General features: G+C 70.3%; 24 protein-coding genes and 2 pseudogenes. 16 read left to right on the top strand and 10 right to left on the bottom strand.

Features of this window, described 5'->3' with window-relative positions:
• Window positions 1-162: 162 nt before the first annotated feature.
• Window positions 163-798, bottom strand: coding sequence for a response regulator transcription factor (locus E0H26_RS13940; protein ID WP_131304039.1), 636 nt, complete (start codon window positions 796-798; stop codon window positions 163-165).
• On the bottom strand, window positions 750-2057 hold the full coding sequence (locus tag E0H26_RS13935; protein ID WP_240742159.1) for a sensor histidine kinase: 1308 nt from the start codon (window positions 2055-2057) through the stop codon (window positions 750-752). Before E0H26_RS13935 ends, E0H26_RS13940 begins: the two co-directional genes overlap by 49 nt.
• Before the next feature lie 111 nt (window positions 2058-2168).
• On the opposite strand from E0H26_RS13935, the gene E0H26_RS13930 reads away from it, so the two are divergent.
• A complete protein-coding gene (locus tag E0H26_RS13930; protein ID WP_131304038.1) occupies window positions 2169-3197 on the top strand; it encodes a fatty acid desaturase family protein in 1029 nt (342 codons plus the stop codon).
• A gap of 687 nt (window positions 3198-3884) precedes the next feature.
• Here the strand turns inward: E0H26_RS13930 and E0H26_RS13925 are convergent.
• Window positions 3885-4355, bottom strand: a complete 471-nt coding sequence (locus E0H26_RS13925) for a hypothetical protein (RefSeq protein WP_131304037.1) — start codon at window positions 4353-4355, stop codon at window positions 3885-3887.
• Window positions 4356-4386: 31 nt separating this feature from the next.
• Here E0H26_RS13925 and E0H26_RS13920 point away from each other — a divergent pair, with 31 nt between their 5' ends.
• Window positions 4387-4614, top strand: a complete 228-nt coding sequence (locus E0H26_RS13920; protein WP_131304036.1) for a hypothetical protein — start codon at window positions 4387-4389, stop codon at window positions 4612-4614.
• Here E0H26_RS13920 and E0H26_RS13915 read toward each other — a convergent pair.
• The 5 genes from E0H26_RS13915 to E0H26_RS13895 all read right to left on the bottom strand — a co-directional run bounded on the left by E0H26_RS13915 (window position 4596) and on the right by E0H26_RS13895 (window position 9440).
• Window positions 4596-4940 carry a DUF6985 domain-containing protein gene (locus E0H26_RS13915; protein WP_420812844.1) on the bottom strand — a complete coding sequence of 115 codons (345 nt, stop codon included), beginning with the start codon at window positions 4938-4940 and terminating at the stop codon, window positions 4596-4598. The two genes, E0H26_RS13920 and E0H26_RS13915, sit on opposite strands and share 19 nt — an antisense overlap.
• Window positions 4941-5387: 447 nt before the next feature.
• Entirely contained in the window at window positions 5388-5876 is a 489-nt protein-coding gene (locus tag E0H26_RS13910) for a flavin reductase family protein (protein ID WP_131304035.1), read from the bottom strand.
• 119 nt (window positions 5877-5995) lie between these two features.
• Window positions 5996-6892, bottom strand: a complete 897-nt coding sequence (locus tag E0H26_RS13905) for a sulfurtransferase (protein WP_131304034.1) — start codon at window positions 6890-6892, stop codon at window positions 5996-5998.
• Window positions 6885-7775 carry an alpha/beta hydrolase gene (locus E0H26_RS13900; RefSeq protein WP_206025100.1) on the bottom strand — a complete coding sequence of 297 codons (891 nt, stop codon included), beginning with the start codon at window positions 7773-7775 and terminating at the stop codon, window positions 6885-6887. Before E0H26_RS13900 ends, E0H26_RS13905 begins: the two co-directional genes overlap by 8 nt.
• Window positions 7776-8081: 306 nt before the next feature.
• Window positions 8082-9440, bottom strand: a complete 1359-nt coding sequence (locus E0H26_RS13895) for an FAD-binding oxidoreductase (protein ID WP_131304033.1) — start codon at window positions 9438-9440, stop codon at window positions 8082-8084.
• 209 nt (window positions 9441-9649) lie between these two features.
• On the opposite strand from E0H26_RS13895, the gene E0H26_RS13890 reads away from it, so the two are divergent.
• From E0H26_RS13890 to E0H26_RS13835, 12 genes and pseudogenes are all read left to right on the top strand, one after another.
• Complete coding sequence (locus E0H26_RS13890) at window positions 9650-10627, top strand: LysR family transcriptional regulator (RefSeq protein WP_131304032.1); 978 nt, start codon at window positions 9650-9652, stop codon at window positions 10625-10627.
• A gap of 483 nt (window positions 10628-11110) precedes the next feature.
• Window positions 11111-12214 (top strand): ABC transporter substrate-binding protein, encoded by a 1104-nt coding sequence (locus tag E0H26_RS13885; RefSeq protein WP_131304031.1) that lies wholly within the window; start codon window positions 11111-11113, stop codon window positions 12212-12214.
• Window positions 12215-12274: 60 nt separating this feature from the next.
• Complete coding sequence (locus E0H26_RS13880) at window positions 12275-13591, top strand: NtaA/DmoA family FMN-dependent monooxygenase (protein WP_165521858.1); 1317 nt, start codon at window positions 12275-12277, stop codon at window positions 13589-13591.
• A complete protein-coding gene (locus E0H26_RS13875; RefSeq protein WP_131304029.1) occupies window positions 13588-14769 on the top strand; it encodes an acyl-CoA dehydrogenase family protein in 1182 nt (393 codons plus the stop codon). The genes E0H26_RS13880 and E0H26_RS13875 overlap by 4 nt, the downstream gene beginning before the upstream one ends.
• 38 nt (window positions 14770-14807) lie before the next feature.
• Window positions 14808-15860 (top strand): ketopantoate reductase family protein, encoded by a 1053-nt coding sequence (locus E0H26_RS13870; RefSeq protein ID WP_165521857.1) that lies wholly within the window; start codon window positions 14808-14810, stop codon window positions 15858-15860.
• The gene (locus tag E0H26_RS13865) at window positions 15857-16687 is read left to right on the top strand and encodes an ABC transporter permease (RefSeq protein WP_131304027.1); all 831 of its coding nucleotides are present in this window, start codon (window positions 15857-15859) and stop codon (window positions 16685-16687) included. The genes E0H26_RS13870 and E0H26_RS13865 overlap by 4 nt, the downstream gene beginning before the upstream one ends.
• Window positions 16684-17490, top strand: coding sequence for an ABC transporter ATP-binding protein (locus tag E0H26_RS13860; RefSeq protein WP_131304026.1), 807 nt, complete (start codon window positions 16684-16686; stop codon window positions 17488-17490). Before E0H26_RS13865 ends, E0H26_RS13860 begins: the two co-directional genes overlap by 4 nt.
• A complete protein-coding gene (locus E0H26_RS13855) occupies window positions 17487-18341 on the top strand; it encodes a fumarylacetoacetate hydrolase family protein (RefSeq protein WP_131304025.1) in 855 nt (284 codons plus the stop codon). Before E0H26_RS13860 ends, E0H26_RS13855 begins: the two co-directional genes overlap by 4 nt.
• Before the next feature lie 74 nt (window positions 18342-18415).
• Window positions 18416-19681: an NtaA/DmoA family FMN-dependent monooxygenase gene (locus E0H26_RS13850; RefSeq protein ID WP_131304024.1), complete on the top strand. Its 1266-nt coding sequence runs from the start codon at window positions 18416-18418 to the stop codon at window positions 19679-19681.
• Window positions 19674-22604: an FAD-binding and (Fe-S)-binding domain-containing protein gene (locus E0H26_RS13845; RefSeq protein ID WP_131304023.1), complete on the top strand. Its 2931-nt coding sequence runs from the start codon at window positions 19674-19676 to the stop codon at window positions 22602-22604. Before E0H26_RS13850 ends, E0H26_RS13845 begins: the two co-directional genes overlap by 8 nt.
• Before the next feature lie 386 nt (window positions 22605-22990).
• A pseudogene (locus E0H26_RS13840) lies at window positions 22991-23125 on the top strand (LexA family protein); the annotation flags it as partial.
• 87 nt (window positions 23126-23212) lie between these two features.
• Window positions 23213-23644, top strand: a complete 432-nt coding sequence (locus E0H26_RS13835) for a hypothetical protein (protein WP_206025096.1) — start codon at window positions 23213-23215, stop codon at window positions 23642-23644.
• A 260-nt stretch (window positions 23645-23904) separates the two neighbouring features.
• Here E0H26_RS13835 and E0H26_RS13830 read toward each other — a convergent pair whose 3' ends face one another.
• Window positions 23905-24441 carry a GyrI-like domain-containing protein gene (locus tag E0H26_RS13830; RefSeq protein WP_131304022.1) on the bottom strand — a complete coding sequence of 179 codons (537 nt, stop codon included), beginning with the start codon at window positions 24439-24441 and terminating at the stop codon, window positions 23905-23907.
• Between the two features lie 110 nt (window positions 24442-24551).
• Between E0H26_RS13830 and E0H26_RS13825 the strand changes: the two genes are divergently transcribed.
• Window positions 24552-25385: a phytanoyl-CoA dioxygenase family protein gene (locus E0H26_RS13825; protein ID WP_131304021.1), complete on the top strand. Its 834-nt coding sequence runs from the start codon at window positions 24552-24554 to the stop codon at window positions 25383-25385.
• Here E0H26_RS13825 and E0H26_RS30415 read toward each other — a convergent pair.
• A pseudogene (locus tag E0H26_RS30415) lies at window positions 25385-25491 on the bottom strand (IS630 family transposase); the annotation flags it as partial. The gene E0H26_RS13825 and the pseudogene E0H26_RS30415 sit on opposite strands and share 1 nt — an antisense overlap.
• A 95-nt stretch (window positions 25492-25586) precedes the next feature.
• On the opposite strand from E0H26_RS30415, the gene E0H26_RS13820 reads away from it, so the two are divergent.
• A partial coding sequence (locus E0H26_RS13820) for a TrmH family RNA methyltransferase (protein WP_476703377.1) occupies window positions 25587-26029 on the top strand: 443 nt, incomplete at its 3' end.

Here is a 26029-nt window from a genome sequence, read left to right as displayed (position 1 = left end):
CTCGGTGCTACCGCTGACTGCCGGCAGTGAGGTACGGGTGTAAACGCTCGTCGACCGGGGCAGGCGAGGGTAATGGCTGAAGTGACACGGAACGCCATGGACCTACCAGGTGACCGTAGGCCGGATGCGGCGAGCCGCGTCTGCCATCCGCCTTCCACCCGTTCAGCCGTTGAGGTACGCCAGGACGGCGAGGACGCGCCGGTTGTCATCATCTGAGGGCGGCATGTCAAGTTTGGTGAATATGTTGTTGATGTGTTTGCTCACGGCTTTCTCGGTGATGCGGAGCTTGGCCCCGATCGCCGCGTTGGAGCGGCCTTCGGCCATTTCACCGAGCACTTCCCGTTCTCTGGGGGTGAGCACCGCCAGCGGCTCTCGGCGGGCGAGGAGTTGTGAGATCACCTCAGGGTCCATGGCGGTACCGCCGGCGGCGACCCGGCCGACGGCGTCGATGAACTCGCCGACGTGGGACACGCGATCCTTGAGCAGGTAGCCCACACCGCCATGTGGGGTGCTGAGCAGTTCGCGGGCGTACAAGGGCTCGACGTGCTGGGAGAGCACGAGGATGGGCAAGCCAGGAATCTGGGTACGAGCCGCGATCGCGGCCTGCAGACCTTCGTCGGTGAACGTCGGCGGGAGGCGGACGTCGATGACCGCCACCTGAGGCCGGTGGGTGATCAGGGTGGGCAGCAGGGCCGGGCCGTTGTCGACGGCGGCGACGACGTCGAAGTCGAAGGCCCGCAGGATTCGGGTCAGCCCTTCCCGGAGGAGCGCGTGGTCCTCGGCGATGACAACGCGCACGGCAACTCCATGGTGATGACGGTGGGCCCCCCGAGCGGGCTCGACAGGGCCATCGTGCCATCGAAGGCGGCGAGGCGGCGTTCGATGCCCCGCAGACCGGTACCAGCCGCGGGGTCGCCGCCGCCCACGCCGTCGTCGGCGACCACCATCGTCAGCGTTGCGTCCGCGTGCCGCAGGGACACCGATCCGGTGTGGGCGCGGCTGTGACGGACCATGTTGGTCAGTGTCTCCGCGACGGCGAAGTACGCGGCCGACTCGACGGGTGTGTCGAGTCGGCCGGGCAGGTCGACATCGACTGTGATCGGCACGGGCAGGCTGAGTGCCAGCGCCCGCACCGCGCCGTCCAGTCCGCGTTCGGCCAACACGGGTGGATGGATACCACGGACCAGGTGCCGCAGCTCGACAAGTGCGGTGCCGCTCGCTTCACGCGCTTCAGCCAGCATTTCGTGGGCTGCGGCCGGGTTCCGGTCGATCAGTTCGTCGGCGAGACCGATCGTCATGCCCAGCGAGACGAGCCGCGCCTGGATGCCGTCGTGTAGGTCGCGCTCGATGCGGCGCAGCTCGGCTGCCTGGGCGTCCACCGTGTCGGCGCGCGTCACAGTCAGCTGGGTTACCCGCAGGCGGAGTTCGGCGGCCCTGGTCGGAGCGAGGAGGAGTCGGGCGAAGTACGCGTCGACCCGCCGTAGCCACGGCGCCACCCACAGACCGCCGGCGAGGATGGCGGCGCCTTGCGGCAGGCAGATCAGCCCTTCACTGAATGTGTCGATGGACCAGACGGCGCCGTATCCGTACCAGTCGGTGCCGAGCCAGATCCACAGCGGTGTCAGCGTCAGACCCATGATCCCGTACAGCGGCACGGCCAGGGAGATCACGCCGAGGGCGGCCCCGACGATCCCGCCGGGCAGGAGCCAGGCGAGGTCGCGCCAGGTGGCCGGGTCCGTGACGATCCACCGGAAGCGCCGCCAGCCGCCGGCAATGCCCCGTTGCGGGGGCGGATGGTAGGGACGTGGCACCGGGACCCCGGCCCGTGCGGCACGCCTACGTTCGAGATCCGCCCGCTTCCGGACCAGCGTCGTCGTCCAGGACACCAGCGCCATGCCGAGCAGCGGCACCGGGACCAGGACCAGCGCCAGCAGCGATACGCCGAGCAACGCGACGTTGGCCAGGGCCAGGCCGATCGCGGCCAGACCGGCGAGCACCGCGCGCACACCCCGCCGCGCCCACTCGTACGTCCGCTCGTCAGGCCTGGCCACGTCCACGGGTGCCATTGTGCCCGCGCGATCGCCGTTTCTCGGTGGTGTTAGCACCCCGTTCGACGGGGAGATAGCGTTCCTGACAGCGCCCTTCCGAGGCGGTCTGCTGGAATCATGATGACTACCGTGAGACCGTCGCAGTCGACGACCGGCAGTGATTTCGCCATCCTGTCCCGCCGGATCATCGACGCGGGGTTGATGCGCCGCCGGCCCGCCTATTACGTCGTCCGGCTGAGCGTCGTCACGCTGATGTTCGTCGGCGGCTGGGCGGCCTTCTTCGCCATCGGCTCCTCCTGGTGGCAGATGATCACCGCCGTGTTCCTCGCCGTCACGTTCGCCCAGGTCGCACTCGTGGCGCACGACCTGGCGCACCGGCAGGTGTTCCGCACCAAACGTCCGAGCGCGGTCGCCGGACTGCTGGCCGGCAATCTCGGCATCGGAATGAGCTACGGCTGGTGGCTGGACAAGCACACCCGTCACCACAACAACCCCAACCACGACGACCTCGACCCGGACGTGGCCCCCGAGGTGCTCGTCTGGGCCACCGAGTCGGCCGTCGGCCGTCGCGGGCTGAAGGGCTTCATCACCCGGCACCAGGCCGCACTGTTCTTCCCGCTGCTCACGCTGCTCGCCGTCAGTCTGAAGGTGTCCAGCGTCAAGGCGTTGCGCCACGGCACGGTGAAACAGCGGGGTGTGGAGAGTGCATTGCTGATCCTGCACGCCGTCGGCTACCTCGGCGCGCTGGTGCTCGTTCTCTCGCCGCTGCAGGCCGTCGCCTTCCTGTTGCTGCACCAGGCACTGTTCGGCGTCTACCTCGGCATGACCTTCGCCCCCAACCACAAGGGCATGCCGCACCCGACCGGCGCCGAGGACTATCTCCGCAAGCAGGTGTTGACCTCCCGTAACGTTCGGGGAAGCCGGCTGGTCGACGCGGCGCTCGGCGGTCTGAACTACCAGATCGAACACCACCTGTTCCCCGGCATGCCGACGCCCCACCTGCGTAAGGCACAACCGATCGTGCAGGCATACTGCGCCGAGATCGGCGTCGCCTACGTACAGACCAGTCTCGTCACCTCCTACCGCCAGGCCCTGCGACACCTGCACGAGGTGGGCGCGTCCGCACGCGCCGAACACGCGCGGCGTTGACCCAGCGGCCCCGCCGGTGTCAATCCCGTCACGACAGTGGGCTCGACATAACATGCACGCGCTTGGATCCGTTTAGGGAAGCCAGGCACACCCCACCGCTTCCAATCTGCGTGCGGGAACGTCGATTCGCCTCCGGAAACCCGTCCCATCGATCACGACGCCGTCGCGAACCCTCGCCGTGCTCTGTTCGACCGCGCTCGTCGCGGCCATCACCAACCCGGGACATCGAGGCTGTCCGAGCCGCCGTCGACGCGCCGGTGGGTGGCGACCGTCGCCGCCCGTGGCGCCAGCGCCTCGCCCCCGCTCGCTGGGCGGCCCGCCGTGAACTCCGTAACTAAGAGCGACCGGCAATAGGCCGACACGCCCTGATAGCCAGCCCACCACCCTGGGCAGGGAAGATCTTGGTACGAATCTGCCCCTCGAGGGGCGCACTCGTACCAAGATCTCGGATGCCTTGGCGTGGCAGCGAGCCTGCCAGATGGTTGCCTGCGGTCAGTGACGGGCCCATGGGCATGTGCCGCGTCCGCCTCCGGCCGCTCGACCTCCCGCTGCGTCACCACCACCAATTGCCGGCCGCTCTAATTTGAGAGTGTTTGAGATTCCGGCTGAGGTGGCTGCCCAACTTGATCTTTAAGTTGTGCGGCGTGGACGGGGATACTCCTAGGAACGTCGGCCGGTGAGGCGGCACTACCCGAACGAAAAGACACGTTCCTCCGGGTCCACGACCACGGCCAAAATCGCTCCAGGCACGAGGGTCGGGTCATCAGCGCGCATCGTCTCCGCCTCGAAGCTGGCGAACCCAGTACCGCTAATCCGCAGGCGGAGTTTCAGCCGGGAATCCTCCCCACCCAGATGGTTGGCCACCGCGAGAATCTCCGCCGTCGCGGCGACACCAGTTGCGGCGAGCCGCCGCGCGTCGCGGCGCGAGCGAGTGACCAGGCGCAAGCCCCAAACTCCGAAGCCGCCGCCGACGACCGACGTCAGTAGGCCCCCGGCGAGCAAGCCCCAGAAGTCTGCGGCAGGCAGGTTCCGGCCCTGCGATACGCCGACGGACAGCAGAACCGGTCCGGGCAGACAGATCGCCAAGAACATCACTCGACAAAGTAGTGCCCCGATCGGACCGATGCGCGTCTCCGCCTCCCGGGGCACAGTCGACATCCCCACACCCTAGTTGTTCTTCCCAAAGAGGTTGGCGACGCAACTGGTGGGTGGGTGGCTGCGCGATCGGCCGTCCCAGCCCGGCGCCGGCGTCACCCGTACCGGGGTGATCGAACAGCCCGGACAGTGGCTGCTACCGATCGGCGACGGCATCGCCGACTGGCGGACCTTCTCCACCCTCGCACCGGACCGCCCGGTCGACCTCGGTGACCTGCTCTATCAGGTGCAGCTCGACGGGCGCTACCTCAGCCGGTGGTAGACGACGCCTTCGAGGTCGTCGCGGTTGAAGGCGGCTGCGTTGGTGAGGTGGCCGTCGTATGGGCCGACCTTGGTCACTGCTCGGCCGTCGCGCAGGATGATCTGGAGTCCGTGTTCAGGCTCCCAGTCGCAGTTGCATTCCGCTGTGACGTAGACGTGCTGGTCGTGGAAGCCGTCTCGGTCGAGGGCGATCTCGACGGGGTGGATGTACGCCCATGAGGGCCTCGCCCGCACTCTCGCGACACTCATGACCACCCGCTCGGACGCACTCGCCGCGGGCGCCCATGCCCTGCACCAGGCCATCACCGACCTCCGGGCCGCCGCCACCAAAGACCGGAACAATCCGCGACGACGTGGGAGCCGGCACCGTCATGATGGCCCTTCACGGCATCTGCGCGGCCTACGGCCACCCGACCTACCGCACCGACGCGGACGGCGTCATCATCCTCGTCCTCGCAGGCCCCCGCCGCACGGCGCCATGAGTGATGCCCGCCCGGTGATAAGGCCGAGACCGGCCGGGACGCGTACGTCCGCTGGGGCACCGGTCGCCGGGCTCAGTCCTGCTCGTCGGCCGCCCGGCGCGCTGCGCGCTCGTGGCGGTCGTCTGCTCGGGCGTGAGCGATGGCAAGAAGCGGGTTCTCGGGCACGCCTGCGGGCCGGGCATGACGACGCTGCCGACGCCGTACACCGCATTGCCCGGGTGTGACACGAGAGTGCCCAGCCGGGGCGAGGACGTACGGCAAGCTGTTGGACAGGTCCCGCTGACGGGGGACCTCACGGCGCCAGCTGATGGAACCGGCTGCCGTGGAAGACCAAGGGCCGGACGGTCTGTTCGACGCCCAGGTCGTGGATGCGCAGCAGCACGATGTCGTGGTCACCGGCCGGGATCTGTTGTTCCACGCTGCACTCGAACCAGGCCGGTGCGCCCTGCATGAGCACCGCCCCGTGCGTGGTGGCGTGCCAGTCCAGGCCGACGAACTTGTCCGCGTTGCTGGTAGCCAGTTGTCGGCAGACCTGTTCCTGGTCGGCGGCGAGCACGCTGATCCCGCACCGGGCGGCCGACCGCAGCCGGCGCCACGTCCGCGACGAGTGGGCGATGCAGATCGAGACCAGTGGTGGGTCCAGCGATACGGAGGTGAAGGAGTTGGCGGCGAGCCCGGCGGGTCGGCCGTCGACCAGGGCGGCGACGGCCGTCACCCCCGAGGGAAACGCACCGAGGACGCGGCGCAGACGCGCCCCGTCCAGGGAGCTCTCGTCGATCATGCGAACCTCCGTGGTCACGGCCCGAGCAGGCGACGGCCGGCGGCGACCGGCGACCGGTGGTCGGCGAGGGCGAGCCTCTGGACGGCGACGACGTTCAGGCGGTGTGGCATCGGGGGGAGTCACCTTCCCGCCGTCGTCGGCGGCGGGGCGGTGTCCCCGCTGGGCTCCGCTCCGGTCGCCACCGGCCGCTGTGGGTCGGTGGACCACTGCGACCAGGAGCCGGGATACAGGGCGGCCGGAATGCCGGCGATGGCCAGCGCGGCGATTGCGTGCGCGGCGGTGACACCGGAACCGCAGTAGACGCCCACCTGGCCGGCCGTGGCGAGTTGTCCGAACCGGGCGCGGAGCGCCGCCGCGGGCAGGAACCGTCCGTCCGGGGTCAGGTTGCCGCTGGTGGGCAGGCTCACCGCCCCGGGGATGTGACCGGCGCGTGGGTCGATCGGCTCCACCTCGCCCCGGTACCGCTCGGCGGCTCGGGCGTCGAGGAGCGCACCGCGCGACGGCAGGGCAGCCGCAGCGTCGGTGTCCAATACGGGTAACGCCCCTGGGGTGAGGGTCACGTCACCCGCCTTGGGCGGCGGCTGCGCACCGGTGTGCAGCGGGCCGCCCGCACCGGTCCATGCGGCCAGGCCGCCGTCGAGAATGCGGACGTTGGTCAGGCCGGCCCAGCGCAGCAGCCACCAGGCCCGGGCCGCGCCGAGCGCGCAGTGGTCGTCGTAGACGACGATCGGTGTGCCGTTGCGTAGACCCCAGCGGCGGGCTGCGGCCGTGAGGTCCGCGATCGGCGGCAGGGGGTGACGGCCCTCGCCTGCGGCGGCGGGCGCGGCGAGCTCCGTGTCGAGGTCGACGTAGTGGGCACCGGGGAGGTGCCCGGCGAGGTACCGGTCCCGGCCGTCGCTGCGGCCCAACTCCCAGCGGACGTCGAGCAACGTTGGCGGCTGCGGCGCGGCCAGCTCGGCGCGCAGTCCGGTGGCGTCGACCAGCACCGGTGGGTGGGTGGTTACTGGCTCAGACATCGTGGCCCACCGGTGGGGCGGTGGTGGAGTACTGCTGCTCGGCGGTGGCGATCGGGGCCAGTTCGCCGCCGAGGCGCAGGCGTTCGAGGAACAGGACGACGGTTGCCGCGACAGTGCGGTGGGTCTGGTCGTTGAGCGCGTCGTGCCGGCCCTCGGTGATGGTCACCAGTTCGGCCCGGGGCGCACCGGCGTACCAGCGACGGGCGGCGTCGACCGGGCTGACCTCGTCGTTGGCGCCGTGGATGCCGAGGAGCGGTACGGTGATCCGCTGCGGGACACCGGGGTCGAGCCATTCGGCCGGTAGGTCACCGAAGAGGTCTCCGGGCCGTACGCCGGCTTCGCTGATCTTGGTCCGGTGGGTGCCGCAGGCGGTGCGCAGGTCCAGCTCGTCGTTCCATCCTGGCGCGGAGTCGCCGCCGGTGGTGGTTCGGGCATTCGCGGGTAGGCCGGCGAGGACGAGGCCGGCGACCGTACCGTTCGCCAGGTTCGCCGTGTCGGCCGGCAGCGCGGTCAGGTACGCGGCGTAGGCCGCCCCCGCGTCCGAGCCGACCAGGACTCGGGGCGTGCTGGGGTCGGCCTCGGCCAGGAGGCCGAGCACCTGTTCGCGGGTCCGGTCGGCGTCGTCGCTGGGGGCGGTGACCGCATGCACCCGGTAGCTGTCGGCGGCGAGTCGTCGACCGAACCGCTCATACACGTGCGGGGTCTCGCCCCGCCCGGGCAGCACGATCAGGGTTCCGCGCAGCGGCAGCTTGTCTGGTTCCCGCCAGCTGATGGTGGTGTGCGGGTGGGTGAGGGCCATCGGAACCTTCCGGGGCAGGGGTGCGGAGCGCGGAGTCCGGCCGGTCAGGTCGACCAGCGGGTGTGCGACAGGCCGGGGTGGCATCTGACGAAGGGGCGGGGGCGGCTCGCGCAATCGGCGCCGGGCGAGCGGTATGGGTGGCCGTGCCCGGCCACTACGGTCAGCCTCGGCGTCAGGGCCGGCGCGTGGCGTGGCGAACCGGTCGGCCCTCCGCGCGGCACCGACGCGTTGGTGGCGGCGATGAGAGCGCGGCCGGAGCCAGGTCGATGCAGCGAAGCCGCGAGCTGCGGCGGTGCGCCGGCACCATCTCTACCATGCCTAGCAGGTTAGTGGGGTTAGAGATCCGCCGTCCAACCATGATTCGTGATCACGACCGATCGCGGATGCTGATCAGAGTGCCTTGCCCGGGTTGAGGATGCCCGTCGGGTCGAACAACGCCTTGAGATCCCGCTGGAGGGCCTCGACGTCGGCGCCGAGTTCCGCGCGCATCCACCGGCGTTTCAGCACCCCCACCCCGTGCTCGCCGCTTATCGTCCCGCCCAGCTCCAGAGCGGTCCGGAAGATCCGGTCGGCGGCCTCCTGCACGATGGGGTCGGAGGGCTGCCGGTCGGCCGTCAGGACGATGATCGGGTGCAGGTTGCCGTCCGCGGCATGGGCAAAGGTGTGGATCGCCACACCGGTGACCCGCGCGATCTCGTCCACCGCCGCGACCGCGGCGGGTAGCTGCGACCGTGGCACGCTGATGTCCTCGATCAGGACCTGCCCCACCCGCTCCAGGGCGGGCAGGGCCGCCCGGCGTACCGCGACCAACCGCGCCGCCTCCCGCGGATCCGTGGTGACCGCGAGGTCCGTGGCGAACGGCCGCAGGGCCGCCGCGGCCATCTCGGCCTCCGGTGCCGCCGCCGCGCCGTCGGTCTGCAACAGGGCGAACGCCGTGCCGCGTCCCCGCAGATCGCTGCCGGTGTGCGCGTCGATGCACGCCAGGGTCGGCCCGTCGATGAACTCGGCGACCGCCGGCACCACCCCGGTCCTGCGGACCTCCCGGACGGCCGCGAACGCCGCCGCCGGGTCGGGGAAGAAGGCGGCGATGGTGGCGGTGGCGACAGGCTGCGGCCGTAGTCGCAACGCGGCACCGACGATCACCCCGAGGGTGCCCTCCGATCCGACGAAGAGGCTGGTCAGGTCGTACCCGGTGACCCCCTTGAGGGCTCGGCGGCCGGTGCGCACGAGGCGCCCGTCGGCCAGCACGACGTCCAGCCCGAGCACCGCGTCCCTGGTGACGCCGTACTTGGCGCAGCGCAGCCCGCCGGCGTTGGTGGCGATGTTCCCGCCGATGGTGGAGATTTCCACGCTGGCGGGATCCGGGGCGTAGCGCAGGCCGTGCCGCAGCGCCGCCCGGTCCAGGTCCGCCGTGATCACCCCGGGCTCGACCACCGCCAGTTCGTCCTCGACGGAGATGTCGACGATCCGGTCCAGCCCGGTCAGGTCGAGCACGATTCCGCGGTCGGCGGCAGTCGCCGCGCCGGCCAGGCCGGTCCCCGCGCCGCGGGCCACGAGCGGGGTCCCGCTGCGGTGCGCGTACCGGACCACGTGCTGCACGCCGGCCACGCTGCGTACGGAGGCCACCGCGGCGGGCCGCACCGGTGGGGTCCACCCCGACCGGTCGAACCGGTGTGCGTCGAGCGCCGCATCGTCGACGCGCCATCGGACATCCTCGTGCGGGGGCAGAGGATCGACCGCGGCGCTCATCGCGTGCCCGCCCGGCCCGTCGGGTCGGCTCCGGCCGGGCGACCGCGCTCGGCAGACTGATCACGGCTTGAAATCATGCATATCCTATCCAGGCGGTGTGATATCCGACGCCGTCGGCGCGGCGCCGGCCCCGGGGCACCCGGGTCCCGGGCGTGTCCTGCGGTTTCGCAGGTTGCACCAAACCCTATCGACTTGATAGACATTAGAACGTGAGCGTCTCACTCGACCTGGAGCACCTGCGGACGCTCGTGGCCATCGCCGACTGCGGCGGCTTCGGGCGGGCCTCCGTGGCGCGCCACATCAGTCAGCCGGCCCTGAGTCAGCACGTCCGACTGCTGGAGCGGAGCCTGAATCGCAAGCTCTTCGCCAGGGACGGGCGCGGGATGAAGCTCACCGCCGACGGGGAGCAGGTGCTGGCGGAGGCTCGCAAGATCCTTGCGGTGCACGACGAGGCCGCCGAGCGGTTGCAGCTCTCGGCCGAGCGGATCGTCGTGATCGGGTCGAGCGAGCACTCCGCCGAGCAGATGCTGCCGACAATGATCAGCATGGTCAACGAGGCGTTCCCGGGAGCGGTCACGCGTTTCGAGATCGGCCGTTCGACGCTGTTGGCAGAGTCGGTCGCCAAGGGGTCGGTGGATTTCGCCATCATCCTGGCATCGCGGGGCAACGAGGGTGGATACGAACTCGGTCGCATGCAGTTGCGCTGGTACCAGGCGCCCGGCTGGACGCCTTCTTCGGCTGCCGAGGTGCTGCCGCTCGTCGCGTTCGAGGAGCCCTGTGCGCTTCGGGAGCGGGCGATGGCGGCGCTCGCCACCGCGGGCCTACGGGTCGCCGTCGCGGGGCAGTCCTCCACGCTGGATGGTGTCCTCGCCGGCGTCCGAGCAGGGCTCGGCGTGGCGTTGCTGCCCACCAGCGGCGGCCAGCTCGCCGGCCTGGTGGTGCACGAAGGGCTGCCTGCGGTGGGCACCGTCGGGGTGAACCTGCTGACCCGCCGCGGGCTCGATCCTGCCATCAAGGAGGCTGCCACCCTCGCCGGAAGGGAGTTCTTCCGGCGCCGCGGGATTCCGGTGCAGGCGCCTGCGGGAGACACCGCTAGCGGGTCCACCGAGTTCACCGCGTTGTCGCCGGATCGGACCGGTCCTGCCGTCGTCGAGCGGGACGGGGAGCCGGTTCTCCCTCGGGGGTAGCGGGCACGGGTAGTGGCCACTGAGCGCACAGCCGGCGGGAGATCGGCGTCGAGGCCGCCGCAGCACGTGATCCGCTCCTCGTCGTCGTGCGACCCGTGCTGCTCGTCGACGTTGATGTGGGCGGCCATATCCCTCTCCCCTGGTCGGCGGCGTGCCGAGCGTACGTTCGCCCGCCGCCGGGCGTCCAAGAGTGGTCGCTGATGCGAACCGATCAGCAGGATCGATGAGAACGGCGGCCGCCGGGTCTGCCCGCCGGCCGTACGCAGGAAGAACGTTCCTCCAGTCATAAGGGATTCCAATCATTTCCTATCGGTATTGTATGTTGGACGTCGCCGAGCAGCCGCTCCTATCGTGGCTCCGAGGTCGTCGATGATCCCCACGCCCTCGACGTCCCCGAGCCACATGGGTGCCGTCCGTCGGCGCGCTTGGCGTGGCGTTCACCGCCGTCATGAGGCTCATGCGGCATACAGCTAAGGAATTGCCATGAAACTCCGACGCACTGTGCGCGCCGCCGCAGGTGCCGCAGCGTTGACGCTCCTCGCCACGCTTGCCGCGTGCGGATCAGCCGACGGTCGAGGCACCTCGACTGCTGGCGATTCGAGGTCGCAGACCCTGAAGATCGGCACGGCGGACGTCACGCTCGGTGCGGGTTGGGCGGCCCAGGGCATCCTCAAGGACCTTGCCTACAACGTCGAGTTCGTGCGTTTCCAGAACCAACTCGAGGTCACCGCGGCACTACAGTCCGGTGAGATCGACGGTTCGTTCGCGGCGCTGTTCACGCCGGTGCAGGCCGCCGCGGGCGCGCCGACGCCGTGGACCGCCGAGACGGCACCGTTCAAGGTCATCCTCGCCTCCAGCCCGGCTGACCTCGGCGAAGGCTACCCGTACGGCACCAGCGCGGCACCGAAGTCAGGCATCACCGAGCTCACGGCCAGCACGGTGCGGGGCAAGCGCTGGACCGCGGTCCCGGGTGCCGGCAACTACCTCACGCTGCTGGCCACCCTGAAGCACCTGGGGCTGACGCTCGATGACATCGAGTACGTGCCGTTGAGTCCCACCGACGGTCCGGTCGCCTTCGCCCAGAGCTCGGTCGACCTGCACAGCGGGCTCTACTCCAGCATCAACGCCGGCCTGCAGGCCGGTGGCCGCAAGTTGCTGAACGCCAACACGATCGGCGCCACGACGCAGGCCGGCCTCATCGCGTCGACGGCGTCGCTCAACGACTCGGCCAAGTCGAAACTGTGGGAAGACTTCGTGGTGCGCTGGGTCCAGCACTTCCACTGGAAGGTGACCCATCCCGACGAGGTCCAGGCCGACCTCGTGGCGACGGTGAAGTACGACGCGGAGCGGGCCCGGCTGAGCTGGCTCGGGCTGGGCCGCAACACGGCCGAACCGATCAGCGAGAAGTACCTGACGACCACCCAGACCGTGGCGGCCCTCGCGCTCGAGGGTAAGGCCATCGACCGCGCCGTCGACGACGTCTCGATCCTCTTCGACGACCGGTTCAACACGCTGATCGAGGCCGAGGCCAAGCGCCTCGGCTACGACGAGGCCATTCGAAACTCGGTCGCCACCCACTCCGAGTAACGAGTCGGGCGGGAGCAGCGCCGCCGCCGCTCCCGCTTCCGCTTGCCGATCAGGAGCATCGTGTCCTACCAACCCGACCACCGGCTGTTGCTGACCGTCGTCATCAACGCCACCGGCACCCACCCACGCTCGTGGCTGCACCACCCCGATCCCGGTGCCTTCGTACAACTGGAGCACTACCTGCGCCTTGCCCGTACGGCGCACGAGGGCACCTTCGACGCGATCTGGCTGCCCGACGCCGCTCACATCGGTGCGCCCGCGAGTACCCATTTCGCCAGCCTGGATCCCTTCGTCCTGCTCACCGCGCTCGCGACACAGGTCCCCGACATCGGTCTGGTGCCCACCTTCTCCACGAGCTACCGCAACCCGTACGAGGTGGCGCGCATGGTGACCAGTCTCGATCAGGTGTCGGGTGGCCGGGCCGGGTTCAACGCGGTGACGTCGGTCAACCGGGACGAGGCCAGGAACTTCGGCCAGGACGGCCCAGAGGCATACGCCACCCGATATGCGCGTGCCGACGAGTTCCTCACCGTGCTCACCAAACTGCACCGCAGTTGGCCGCTGACGGACTTCGAGGCGCTACGCGCCCGGGGCCTGTGCTACGACGCCGAGGTGACCAGGCCGGTCGACCACCACGGCGAGCACTTCCAGGTGCGTGGTCCGCTGAACGTGCCGCAGGCACAACCCGGAGGACCTCTCGTCGGCGTCGCCGGCGGCTCGGACCACGCCCAGCAGCTCGCGGTCACCCACGCCGACGCCTTCTACACCGCACTGGTGAACCGGGAGGCCGCGATCGAGTTCTCGCACGGCCTGCGGGCCCGGGCCGGCCGGCCGGTACGGGTGATGCCGGGCCTGGCCCCGATCGTCGGTTCGACCACGGAGGAAGCCAACCGGCTGCTGGACGAGGCCGCCGCCGACTACGGGTTCAGCCTGGACCCGGTGGATCGGGTGAGCGAACTGCTCCAGATCGACCCGAGTCGGCTGCACCCGGACCGGCCCGTGCCGGCGGAACTGCTCGCCCGTCCACCCGCGCAGTGGTCACGGCCACTCGGCTTCTGGACCGCGATCGTCGACGCCGTCCAGCGCGAACAACTGCTCGTCCGGCAGATCGCCCGGCGCTTTCAGGTCTTCACCGGTCATCACGTGGTGGTCGGCACACCCGACCACATCGCCGACTACATCATCGACTGGTGGGCGCGGGGCGCCGTCGACGGCTTCGCCATCCTGTCCCTGTTCAACTTCCGCGACATCCCGACGTTCGTGGACGAAGTTGTCCCCGTGCTCCGTCAGCGCGGGGTGTTTCCCAGCGGCTATCGAAAGGAAGGCCTGCGGCAGCGCTTCGGCATCCCCCAGGCCTTGGAACAGGACCGCCAATGAGCACACCATGGGCAGACATCTTCGCCGCCGAACTGAAGCTCCTGCGCGACACCGCGGCCGACCGGGACCGTCGCGGCGGTAGCGACCGGGAGTCGGTCCGCGCACTCAAGGCCGCCGGCGTCACCCGGGTCCGTCTCGCCGTCGACGAGGGCGGCCACGCGGCGTCCGTCAGCGACCTGTTCGACCTCGTCGTGGACCTCGCGGCAGCGGACTCGTCGATCGCACACGCGCTGCGGGCCCACTTCGTCTTCGGCGAAGGCGCGCTGCACTCGCGGGGCCGGGGCGGCGACCGGTGGTTGGCCGAGATAGCGGCCGGCCGCACCTTCGGCTCCGCCGTGTCGGAACAGAGCGACCTGCGCCCGATGGATCTCCAGGTCACGATCGAGCGCGACGGCGACGGTTACCGCCTCAGCGGAAACAAGCACTACACGACCGGCTCGGTCTACGCGGACTGGATCCAGGTGCTGGCCCGCGACGAGAGTGGCGGCATCGTCCGCACCCGGATCCCCACCGACCGCGACGGGGTCGACATCCGCGACGACTTCGACGGGATCGGCCAACGCGGATCGGCCAGCGGCTCGATCCGGTTCACGAACGTGCGGCTCGCCGCGGACGAGGTGAGCGCCGACGACGGCACCGGGCCGAGGTCGGCCCGCTACCGCAAGACGTTCTCGCAGCTCTATCTGGCGGCGCTGCTGGCCGGCATCGCCGAAGCCGCCCGCGACGAGGCCGCCAGGTACGTGCTGACCCGGGCGCGGGTGGCAGCCCACGGCCATACCGACCGACCCCGCGACGACCTGTTCGTGCAGCGGGGCATCGGACAGATCGCCGCCGACGCGGCGGCGGCGCGATCACTGGTCCGGACCGCCGCGCAACGTCTGGACACGGCCAGCGAGCTCATCACACGCACCGGCGACGCCCCCTCGGTGGACGAACTGGCGGCGTTGTCGGTCGAGGTGACGCAGGTACACACGGTGGTCTCGCGGCTGGCGATCGCCGCCGCGGAGCGGGTCTTCACCGTTGGCAGCGGTTCGGCGGTGTCGGCCGCGCTGAACCTCGACCGGCACTGGCGCAACGCCCGCACCGTCAGTGCCCACAGCCCGATGGACTACAAGGACCAGGTTGTCGGCGCATACGTGCTCAATGGTGCGCACCCGCCCGACAACGGCTACTTCTGATGCCGGCCGGCTGGGCGACGGATGGGGAGGCGTACCGCATGACGCAGACGTACCAATCGCGGCGGATCGTGATCATCGGTCCGGGCGCGACCGGCGGTGCCATCGCCGCGGAACTGCACGACGTGGGCGTTGAGGTATTGCTGGTCGCGCGGGGCGACGAGTACGAGGCGATCAACCGCCACGGGCTGCGATACCACACCACGGACGGCGTACGGGAGTTACGCATCCCGGTGGTCGACGGGCCGGCGGGGGCGGAGCTTCGGCCAACCGACATCCTGCTCATCGCGACCAAGGCCCAGGACGTCGAGCCGGCGTTGCGCGCCTGGGCATGGCAGCCGGTGTCCCACCCGGACGGCTCGACGACCCCGGCGGCGCGCACCTTGCCGCTGCTGACGATCCAGAACGGGCTCAACACCGAGCGGGTCGCGCTGCGCTGGTTCGCGACCGTCTACGCCGCCGCCATCGGCTGCCCCGCCGGGAAGGAGGGCCCCGGCGAGGTCCTGAACTTCGGCGCGGCGGCACGGGTCCTGTGCTGGCTCGGCCGTTACCACGGCGGCAGCGACGCGCAACGGCGGGAGATCGCCACGCTGCTGCGGCAGGCCGCGCCGATCCGGGTGCAGGAGGTACAGGACGTGGTGGCCTGGAAGGCGTGGAAGTTGGGCTACAACACCGTCAATGCCCTCGAACCGGTCTTCACGGCCAGTGCCCTGCGCGACGAGCTACGCCAGCGACTTCGGCGTGAGGCGCTGGACGTGTTCGCGGCGATGGGGATCCGCCCGGTCGATCCGTATCACGATTCCTCGTCGGAACTGGACTTCGCGCTGATCGCACCGCAACCCGTGCCGGGCAGGACCCGCGCGGGCAACTCGACTCTGCAGAGCTTCCTGCGGGGCGCCACCCTCGAATCTGACTACCTCAATGGCGAGGTGGTGCTGCTGGGGCGTCTGCACGGCGTGCCGACGCCACTCAACGCCGCGTTGCAGGAACTCGTGCAGCAGGCGGCGGCCGAGTCGCGCGCCCCGGGCGCGCTCGGCGACGACGCGATCCGAGAGCTGCTGGACGGCGCGCCGGTCGGACAGGAGTCGGCATGACCGTCACCGGCACGAGTGAACTACACCGGCTACGAACGGTGGCGGCGGTCGCGCCGCGACGGCGGATGTTCGGGCTGCGTAATCTGTTGCGCGCGATGGTGCCGATCGCCGCCGTGCTGTTGTGGCACCAGGTGACCACCTCGGGAAGCGTGAGCACCCAGTTCTTCCCACCTCCGCTGGCCGTCGGTGAGGCGCTGGTCGACCTGGTCAGGAGCGGCGAGCTGACCACGGCGCTGGGCACATCCCTGTCGCGGGCCGGCATCGGGCTGGCCTTCGGAGTCCTCATCGGAATCGCCTTCGGCATCGTCAACGGCCTGTTCCGGCTCGGCGAGGAAATCTTCGACTCGTCGTTACAGATCGTGCGTCAGGTCCCGTTCATCGCCATGGTCCCGCTGTTCATCATCTGGTTCGGCATCGGCGAGGAACTCAAGGTCATCATCATCACGCTCGCCTGCGTGTTCCCCGTCTACCTGAACACGTACATGGGCGTGCGGTACGTCGATCCGAACATCATCGAGGCAGGTCGAGTGTTCGGGCTGTCCCGGCCGGGCATCATCTTCCGCATCATCGTGCCGGCATCGTTGCCGTCGGTGCTGGTCGGGATCCGCTACTCGATGGGTACGGCCTTGCTCGCACTCATCATCGCCGAGCAGGTGAACGCCAACAGCGGCATCGGCCAGACCATCAGCGTCGCCGCCAGCGCACTGCGCATCGACATCGTCACGGCCGGCATCGTCGTCTACGCGCTGCTCGGCATCGCCGTCGACGTGGTGATGCGTCTCCTCGAACGGATCCTGCTCCCCTGGGCACGAAAGGCGACGCCATGACGACCAGCGCCCCCGACCGCACGGCAACGCCGGACGTCCCGACGTCGCAGGACCCGCAACCCGCGCCCGAACTTGTGGTGGACCTCAAGCGGGTCGACAAGACGTTCGGCAGCAAACCCATCCTGGCCCAGGTCGACCTGCAGATCCGGCGGGGTGAGTTCGTGGCGCTGCTGGGCGCCTCGGGCTCCGGAAAGTCGACCCTGCTGCGTATCCTGGCCGACCTCGAACCTGCCAACGGCGGCCAGATCGAGGTCTCGGCACGGCGTTCCGTGGTGTTCCAGGACGCCCGTCTGCTGCCATTTCGCCGGGTCGCGGCGAACGTCCGGCTCGGTCTGCGCCGTGCTGACCTCCCCGACGACGATCTTGCGGCGCTCCTGGCCGAGGTCGGCCTGGACGGCTACCAGCGGCGCTGGCCATCGACGCTCTCCGGCGGGGAAGGCCAGCGGGTCGCCCTGGCCCGCGCCCTGGCCCGCGAGCCGAGACTCCTGCTGCTCGACGAACCGTTCGCCGCACTGGACGCGCTCACCCGCATCCGGATGCACGACCTGGTGCTCGCCCTGTGGCGCCAACACCACCCCGGTGTCCTCTTCATCACCCACGACGTGGACGAGGCCATCCTCCTCGCCGACCGGGTACTCGTCCTCGCCGACGGCGGTTTCCGCGAGGACGTCGCCATCACGGTGCCCCGGGAGTCGCGACGGTCGTCGTGGCCGGAGGGTGGGCAGGTCCGCCGCCAGTTGCTCGCCGCGCTCGGGGTGCAGGACGGCCGGACCGACAACCCCGACATTGGGAGGCAAGCATGACCCGGATAGCCGCGTCGAAGGGCAGAGTGGTCCTCGCCCGGGGCGACGAGCACGTCGACGTCGCGGTCGCCAGTGGGGGGAGGTTCGGCCCGGACCCGCAGCAGGTGTTCGCTCACTGGGACGACTTCGTCGCCTGGGCGGCCCGCACCAGTCCCGGCGAACCCCAGCTGCCCGCAGACGGTTCCTGGGACAGTCCGGTCGGCCGACCACGGATGGTGATCGCCGCCGGCGTCAACCACCCCGGCAAGTTCGCCTCCATCGGCGTGGACGCACCGGCGTCGCTCGGCATCGTGAGCAAACTGCCCACGGCCTACGCCGGACCGGACGCCCCCATCCCGGCCGCAAGCCAACAGGTGTACGTGGAAGTCGAACTGGCCCTGGTGATCGGCCGCCCGATGTGGCGGGTGCCGGCCGCGACCGCGCTCGACCATGTGCTCGGGGCGACGATCGCACTCGACATCACCGACGCCGCAGCGCTCGTCGTCGCGCCCGCGAACCGGCCCGGCAGCCGTGACGTCGTCTACTTCAATCCGGCCAAGTCGCTGCCCGGCTACTGCCCGTTCGGTCCGGTCGTCGCCGGGCTGGACGACCTTGGCGATCTGACCTCGCTCGTCCTGGAACTGCACATCAACAACCAGCTCGTGCAGCGGGGCACGCTGACCGATCTGCACTTCTCGGCCGCCGAGATGCTCGCCCAGGTCAGCGCACTGCTTCCACTGGAACCGGGCGACGTGGTGCTGACCGGCAGCCCGGGGTGGGTCGACGGTTCCCGTGCCGTCGCCGTCGGTGACGAGGTCGTCGCGACCATTACCGGGCTCGGCGAACAGCGCCACCGTGTGGTCGCGGCCTGACCCTGCCCCGTTCTGATACGCCGAGGCTGGAAGGGTCAAGCCGGGTGAACAACCGCCACGTACCTCTCAATGTCATGTTCAACGCGTTCGGTACCTATCCGTCGGGCTGGCGGGCGCTGCCAGACCCGATCCGCTTCGGCACGACCGATCGGTACGTCGAGTTCGCTCGCACCGCCGAGCGAGGTGGCCTCGACGCGCTGATGCTCGGTGACGTGCTGGTGGCGCCGCGCCACCCCAGCACCGGGCCGTGGACCGGACTGGACCCGTTCGTGGTGCTGAGCACGGTCGCGGCCCACACCGACCAGATCGGCTTGATCGTCACCGCGTCCACGACGTTCCACCACCCGTTCCACGTCGCCCGGGCCGTGCTCTCCCTCGACCAGGTCACCCGGGGGCGGGCCGGCTGGAACATCGTCACCACGGCCGACCGGCGGGCCGCCAGTCAATTCGGCAGCACGCCGGTGAACACCTCGACGGAGCGGTACGCCCGAGCCCGGGAGTTCGTCGAGATCGTCCTCGGCACCTGGGACAGTTGGCCGGCAGACACGCCGTTCGGCGCCGACCTGACCGGCGACTTCGTCGACGCCACCGCCGCACGCCCGTTCAGCTACCACGGCGAACACCTGCAGGTCACCGACGTCGTCTCGCCGGTGCCGCCGTCCGCCCAGGGCCGTCCGGCGCTGGTGCAGGCGGGCGCGTCCGGTGACGGACGCGACCTCGCCGCCCGCTACGCCGACGCCGTCTTCACCGTGCAACACGAGGTGGGGGCGGCCCGCCAGTTCCGGGCCGACCTGCTGACCCGAGCGCGCCAGCACGGTCGCCCGAGCGTCGCCGTTCTGCCGGGCATACAGGTCTACCTCGAGTCGAGCACCGCCGGCGCGCAGGCAGTACTGCAGGAGTTGGAGCACAACCCGGACGACCGCAACGCGTTGGTGTTCTTCGCCGACCGGGTGGGACTGCCGGTGGAGGAACTCAGGATCGACCGGGCCCTCTCGCCGGACCAGTTGCAGCGGGCGCGCCCGCCGGTGCCGGCCTTCTTCCACCAGATCGCGGCGCTCACCCGGAGCGAGGCGCCTACCGTCGGTCAGCTCATCACCCTCGGGCTGCACCACAACCGGTCCTTCGCCGGAACGCCCGAAGAACTCGCGGACCTCATCGAAGAGTGGGTCACGACCGGCGCGGCCGACGGCTTCAACCTCTCCACCGGACGCGGCATCGTGGACCTGGAGCGAATCGTGGACCACCTCGTTCCGCTGCTGGTCAAACGCGGACTGCGACCGCCGACGTACACGGAGCCGACCCTGCGTGGGCGCCTGTCCGGACCGCACGAGCATGCCTGACACACCGTCGGCACCCGCCGGCATCGGTCGCGGCAGACCGGCCGCCGCGACCGATGTGGTTCGTGAGCTGCGCCGCGCGGGACTGGACGTCCGCGACGACACGACCACGAAGGCCATGTACGCCTCCGACGCGTCGCTGTACCGCATCACGCCGACGGCCGTGGTCCGCCCCCGGGAAACAGCCGACGTGGCAGCCACGCTCGACATCGCCCGAGCAGCCGGAGTGCCGATCACCTCGCGTGGCGGAGGCACATCCATCGCGGGCAACGCCGTCGGGCGCGGCCTCGTGCTCGACTTCAGCCGGCACATGAACCGGGTGTTGGCCATCGACGCCGAAGCGCGTACCGCCCGCGTCCAGCCCGGCACGGTGCACGCCGTCCTGCAACGGGCCGCGCTGGCGCACGGTCTGCGCTTCGGTCCGGACCCGTCCAGCCACACCCGGTGCACGATCGGCGGGATGATCGGCAACAACGCCTGCGGCAACCGGGCCCTCGGCTACGGCCGGACCTCGGACAACGTGCGGAGCATGACGCACCTGCTCGCCAACGGGGAAACCCTCACCACCGGCCACGACGCCACCGGCGCCCCGTCCGCGCACGGCCCGACGGCGCTGCTGACCGACCTGAATCAGGTCATGGCCCGTCATCTGGCCACCGCCCGCGTCGAGTTCGACCGCTTCGGCCGGCAGGTCAGCGGCTACGCGGTACAGCATCTGCTGCCGGAACGCTTCGATCTCAACCAGGCCCTGGTCGGCGCCGAAGGCACCCTCACCATCGTCACCGAGGCGACGGTGCGGCTGGTCAGGGATCCCGCTCATCGCGTGCTGGTGGTGCTGGGTTTCGCCGACATCGCGGGCGCCGGCGAGGCCGCCCCGATGGTGACGACGTTCCGCCCGACGGCCTGCGAGGGCATGGACGAGCGACTCGTCGCCGTGCTGCTGTCCCGGCGGACCGCCGCCGTGCCCCCGTTGCCGAAGGGGCGGGCCTGGCTGTTCGTCGAGATCGCCGGTGACGATCGGACCGAGGTGCTCGATCGGGCGCAGCAACTCGCCTCGGCCGGGCTGGGACTGGAATCGGTCGTGGTCACGGATGCGGCCACCGCGGCGCGGCTGTGGCGCATCCGCGAGGACGGTGCCGGCCTGGCCGGCCGTGCCCCGTCCGGCCGGCCGGCCTGGCCAGGTTGGGAGGATGCCGCCGTACCGCCGCAGCGGCTCGGCCCCTACCTCGCCCGATTCGACGAACTGGTCGCCGCCTTCGGGATGACCGCAGCACCCTACGGGCACTTCGGTGACGGCTGCATGCACGTGCGGCTGGACTTCCCGTTCGACCGGCCCGACGGCACACAGGTGTTGCGCGACTTCCTCCGGGAGGCGGCCGACCTGGTCGCCGAGTACGGCGGTTCGCTCTCCGGAGAACACGGCGACGGACGGGCCCGGGCAGAACTGCTGCCGAGAATGTACTCGGCCGACGCGCTCGTGCTCTTCGGTCGGATCAAGCATGCCTTCGACCCCGACAACCTCCTCAATCCGGGTGTACTTGTCGACCCGGATCCGGTGGACGCCGACGTACGGGCCGCGGGTGTGGCTCCGTACCGCACCCGGTTGGCCTTTGCCTACCAGGACGACGCCGGCGACCTCGCGCAGGCGGTGCACCGATGCACCGGGGTCGGCAAGTGCCGAGCGGACAATTCGGCCACCGGCGGAATCATGTGCCCCTCGTACCTGGCCACCCGCGAGGAGCGCGACTCCACCCGGGGCCGCGCCCGGGTGTTGCAGGACGTCGTCCGGGGCGCCCTCGACTGGCGTTCCCCGGCGGTAGCCGAGTCGCTGGACCTCTGCCTGGCCTGTAAGGGCTGCCTGGCCGACTGCCCTACCGGCATCGACATGGCGACCTACAAGGCCGAGGCGCTCGCCCAGCGCTACCGCGGTCGGCTCCGGCCACGCTCGCACTACACCCTCGGTTGGCTACCGCGTTGGAGCCGGCTGGCCGCCCGCGCGCCGCGGCTGGCCAACCTCGCCGTCGGGCTTCCGCTGCTGCGTCGCCTCACCGCCTCCGTCGCCGGCATCGACCACCGCCGCAGGCTGCCCGCGTTCGCCCGTACGCCGTTTCGTCGCCGGTGGGCCGCGCGGACCGCCGCCGCGGCGAGCCGGACCGGGCAGCCGGTCGTCCTCTTCGTCGACACCTTCAGCGACGCCTTCTCCCCCGCCGCGGCCGAGGCGACCGTCGAGCTGCTGCGCCAGGCGGGCTTCGCGCCCCAGCTGCCGGCAACGCCGACGTGCTGCGCACTGACCTGGATCAGCACCGGTCAGCTCGACGCGGCCCGGAGGATTCTCGGTCGGACCGTCGCCGAGCTGGCCATCGCGGCTCGCGCCGGAATCCCCGTCGTGGGCATCGAGCCGTCCTGCACGGCGGTGCTGCGGTTCGACGCGGTCGAACTGCTCGCCGGCACCGACCACGCCGACGACGCGCGTACCGTCGCGGCGGCGACGCGAACCCTGGCCGAGGTGCTCGCCACCGCGTCGAGCTGGACACCGCCCGACCTGACCGGGGTCAGCCTGGTGGTGCAGCCGCACTGCCACCACTACGCCGTGCTCGGCTGGACGGCGGATCGCGCGCTGCTGGAGCGAACCGGGGCGACGGTCACCGCCGTGTCCGGCTGCTGCGGCCTCGCCGGAAACTTCGGCGTCGAGCAAGGCCACTACGAGATTTCGGTGAACGTCGCCGAAGGGAACCTGCTACCGGCACTGGACACCAGTCCGGACGCGATCGTGCTCGCCGACGGCTTCTCCTGCCGTACGCAGATCGCCGACCTTCGCGACCGACCGTCGATGCATCTCGCCGAATTGCTGGCCGGCAGTTCCGACGCGGCGAGAAGGCCGGCGCACACCGAACTCGCCGAGGACGTCGACCGCCCCGGCCGGTAGGGCACCGGCCCGACCCGCACTTGTCGGTGGTCGGATAGCAGGCCGGCGATGGCGCGGACGGTAGCGCCGAAGTGTTCGCGTCGGCCGTGGTAGCGGGCCAGGATCCGCCAGCTTCTTCAGGTGTCCGATCACATGCTCCAAGCGGAGGCGCTTGATGGATCCAACGGGTGCCGGCGCGTCGGGCTGCCGTTGGGGATGTCCTGCGTCGATGGCCACGTCTCCTGTGAAGGCACCGCTGGGCAGGGCGGCTATTCCCGTGGCCGCCCTGCCCAACGTCTGCAGCTCGGGATACGCCAAACGTCGGCCCTCTCTCGAAGACGCACGCAGACCCAACCCCGACACAACCCGTTAGTACAGTTGTTCCACGTTCCGGGTATCGTCCTGGGATGACCGCTCCTGACACCCCGCCCGATCCAGCCTCATTGACTGGCCGGCAGCGGCAAATCCTCGTCGTGATCCGTGGCTGGGTTCAGCGGCATGGCTATCCGCCGACGGTGCGAGAGATCGGCAAAGCGGTTGGCAGTGCAGGGCGTCGGCGGTAATGACGGTGTCGCGTAGGTCGCTGATCTGCTCGGACCAACGAGATCACCCGCTTCGCGCCGCTGCTGGTGCCCACCGATGTCGCCCACCTGCTCAAGGCCGGTGGCGACGACATCCTCGCCACCGCGCTGGCCCGGCTGGTAGACCGCGACGCCCGTGATGACCATCCGGGCGACCCGGCCACGGATCGCCCGACCCGACGCCGCATCGCACTCATCGCACACGGCGCGGCCGTCCGATCCGGCCACCATGCCACCAGCGCCGACCGGACCGCCCTGATCGAAGCGGCGCGGTGGCTCGCCGGCTGGCCCGCCTTCACCAGCACGGCCACCGGGCTGCTGGTCGACCTCGGCCGACTCGACAACCTCGACGAGATCGCCGGGCTGTGCGCAGGCCGGCCTGTCCTGGCCGCTCGCACCGCCAACGCGTCGCCACCCGCCTACAAAGCCTCCGGGAGTGGCCCGACCCGGCGGCCCTCACCGACACCATCACGCGGCTGACGGGACGCGGCGACCTCACCAGCGGCCTGTTCGCGGTTGCCCTGGTCCGCCACGGGACCGGCTCGGGTGGAAAACCCCATGGCGGGACCTGCTGATCGGGCTGCGCCGACATCCGGACGCCGACGTACGCGAGGAGGCATACGCAATCGACATGAGCTAACCGCCCGACCAAGCAGCAGCAGCACTCGCTTGCCGCGGCCGGGCCATCCTGTTGGCCGCCGGGCCGGACCCCTGACGTCGTCTGGATGCTCGCCAGATCGTCACGCCGGTTCGACGGGCAGCCAGAGTTCACAGGTCGCGGTGCTGAAGTCGTTCGTAGGCTCAAGAACCGCGACGATCTCCGGACCTGGCCGCAGACGCCAGGGGTTGAACGGGAACCACGCGGCTGCGGCCGTGGCCCAGGCCTTCTGCAGGGTCTGCGGATGCGGCCCCGTGGTCCGGATGACCACCCACCTGCCAGCTGGAACTTCGATGATCTCGAGGCCGTCGGGGATCGGCGTACCCGGGGACACGGCGACGCCGTGGAGGTAGGTCAGCTCGCTGCCCTCGGTGTAGTCGGGGTCAAGGTCGTCGCTCACCGCGAGCAGGCCGCCCGGCTCAGTGTTGCCGAGAGCCTTCAAGCGCAGGTGCTCCTCCGTCGGCAGTGCGTTGATGTGCCGCTGGATGTGCGGGTTGATGCCTTGACGGACCAGCCGAACGCGGGCCGCATGCCCCACGAGCCGGAACTCGGGATGGTCGACGATGCGGGTGTCCACGTGTTCGCTCCCTTCGGCGATCAGGCGGAAAGCCGAGATCATCAAGCCTCCGTCCGACGTCAACCTTGGTCGCAGCGCACCGGTGGGCACCCGACAAAAGCGGCGTGGAAAATGTCGGGTGATCGAGACCGACGCCGCCGCACGATGGGGGCATGGATGACACGACCTTGGTATCCCGCTTTCTTCGCGACGGCTTCGTAAAGCTGGAGGGCGCCGTCGCGCCGCGCGTGGCAGCGGACTGCGCGCGGCTGCTGTGGCGGGAGACGGGCTGTGACCCGGACGATCCAGCGACGTGGACGCAGCCCGTGCACTGGGTGCCCGGCATGGCGCAGGCGCCGTTCGCCGCCGCTCCCAACTCCCCGTTCCTCCATCACGCGTACGACCTGCTCGTCGGCACGGGACGCTGGGAGCCGCGCTACTCGCTGGGCACGTTCCCGCTGCGCTTCCCGCACGAAGAGGAGCCGGACGACGCGGGCTGGCACATCGAGGGCAGCTATCTGCCGGAGGGTGAGAGCTGGTACTTCACCAATGTGCGCTCCCGGGGCCGGGCACTGCTGATGCTGTTCCTGTTCAGTGAGGTCGGTGAGAAGGACGCCCCGACCCGGATCCGGGTCGGCTCACACCTCGACGTGCCGAAGGTGCTGGAGAAGTACGGGGAGGACGGAGCGAGCGGACTGGCCCTTGCGCCCGACCTGGTGGCGGCGTCCGACCACCGGCCGGTCGCCCTCGCCACCGGATCTCCGGGCGACGTCTTCCTGTGCCACCCATTCCTGGTGCACGCGGCGCAACCGCACCACGGAGCACGGCCTCGCTTCATGGCCCAACCGCCGCTGATGCCAGCCGCACCGTACGAACTGGAGCGGGCCGACGGCGCATACTCACCCGTAGAGATCGCGATCCGTCGGGGTCTCGGACAAGACACCCTCGGCCCGGACGGGGACGGCACCGACCGCGACGCCGGGGCGACTTGCTCCGTCCGTTCCTGAGCGCCTGGCCTAACGTCTTGTCGGAAACCTCGGGGAGCCAGGGTGAGGTCCAGGGCGCAGCGCCGGTGAGGTTGCCGTCGCCAGTGCGGTGCCGGAAGAAGGCGTGCGTGGCGGATCCCGGCCGGCATCCAGCACAGCGCCCCGAGACCAGTGAAATGTGGCAGGCCGGGCACGGGCCGGCTACGTACGACGGAGGCGGGGTTGATAGTGGTTCTGCGAGTAAGTGGCCGCAATGCGCGGTTCCAGCAGTGGAAAGCTCTCCTCGGCAATCGGACCAAGCGGCAGCGACGCGGCGAGTTCCTCGTGCAGGGTGTCCGCCCGATCACCATGGCCGCGGAAAATGGCTGGCAGATCCGGGAGCTGCTCTACGACACCAGCGCTCAGCTGTCCGGCTGGGCACGCGAGGCCCTGGACACAGTCCGGGCCGAGAAGTTCGCCGTCTCGCGCGACCTGATGCACGAACTGGGAGGTAAGGCAGACACGGTCCCGGAGCTGCTGGCCGTGGTCGCGCTGCCAAAGGACGACCTGCGCCGTATCCCGGTCGGTCCGACCATGCTCACCGTCGTGTTCGACCGGCCCACCAGCCCCGGCAACATCGGGACCCTCGTCCGATCAGCGGACGCCTTCGGCGCCGGCGGCGTCAT

The organism is Micromonospora zingiberis, assembly GCF_004331455.1.
GTDB classification, from domain to species: Bacteria; Actinomycetota; Actinomycetes; order Mycobacteriales; family Micromonosporaceae; genus Micromonospora; species Micromonospora zingiberis.
This window is presented reverse-complemented; position numbering and strand designations above follow the sequence as displayed.

Bases quoted from the DNA above. Each gene is read 5' to 3' on its own strand.
- E0H26_RS13825 (WP_131304021.1), top strand. From the start codon at position 24,552: ATGGATGACACGACCTTGGTATCCCGCTTTCTTCGCGACGGCTTCGTA.
- E0H26_RS13845 (WP_131304023.1), top strand. From the start codon at position 19,674: ATGCCTGACACACCGTCGGCACCCGCCGGCATCGGTCGCGGCAGACCG.
- E0H26_RS13930 (WP_131304038.1), top strand. From the start codon at position 2,169: ATGACTACCGTGAGACCGTCGCAGTCGACGACCGGCAGTGATTTCGCC.
- E0H26_RS13895 (WP_131304033.1), bottom strand. From the start codon at position 9,440: ATGAGCGCCGCGGTCGATCCTCTGCCCCCGCACGAGGATGTCCGATGG.
- E0H26_RS13910 (WP_131304035.1), bottom strand. From the start codon at position 5,876: ATGATCGACGAGAGCTCCCTGGACGGGGCGCGTCTGCGCCGCGTCCTC.
- E0H26_RS13900 (WP_206025100.1), bottom strand. From the start codon at position 7,775: ATGCCACCCCGGCCTGTCGCACACCCGCTGGTCGACCTGACCGGCCGG.
- E0H26_RS13925 (WP_131304037.1), bottom strand. From the start codon at position 4,355: ATGTCGACTGTGCCCCGGGAGGCGGAGACGCGCATCGGTCCGATCGGG.
- E0H26_RS13885 (WP_131304031.1), top strand. From the start codon at position 11,111: ATGAAACTCCGACGCACTGTGCGCGCCGCCGCAGGTGCCGCAGCGTTG.
- E0H26_RS13865 (WP_131304027.1), top strand. From the start codon at position 15,857: ATGACCGTCACCGGCACGAGTGAACTACACCGGCTACGAACGGTGGCG.
- E0H26_RS13870 (WP_165521857.1), top strand. From the start codon at position 14,808: ATGACGCAGACGTACCAATCGCGGCGGATCGTGATCATCGGTCCGGGC.
- E0H26_RS13830 (WP_131304022.1), bottom strand. From the start codon at position 24,441: ATGATCTCGGCTTTCCGCCTGATCGCCGAAGGGAGCGAACACGTGGAC.
- E0H26_RS13850 (WP_131304024.1), top strand. From the start codon at position 18,416: ATGTTCAACGCGTTCGGTACCTATCCGTCGGGCTGGCGGGCGCTGCCA.
- E0H26_RS13905 (WP_131304034.1), bottom strand. From the start codon at position 6,892: ATGTCTGAGCCAGTAACCACCCACCCACCGGTGCTGGTCGACGCCACC.
- E0H26_RS13855 (WP_131304025.1), top strand. From the start codon at position 17,487: ATGACCCGGATAGCCGCGTCGAAGGGCAGAGTGGTCCTCGCCCGGGGC.
- E0H26_RS13875 (WP_131304029.1), top strand. From the start codon at position 13,588: ATGAGCACACCATGGGCAGACATCTTCGCCGCCGAACTGAAGCTCCTG.
- E0H26_RS13860 (WP_131304026.1), top strand. From the start codon at position 16,684: ATGACGACCAGCGCCCCCGACCGCACGGCAACGCCGGACGTCCCGACG.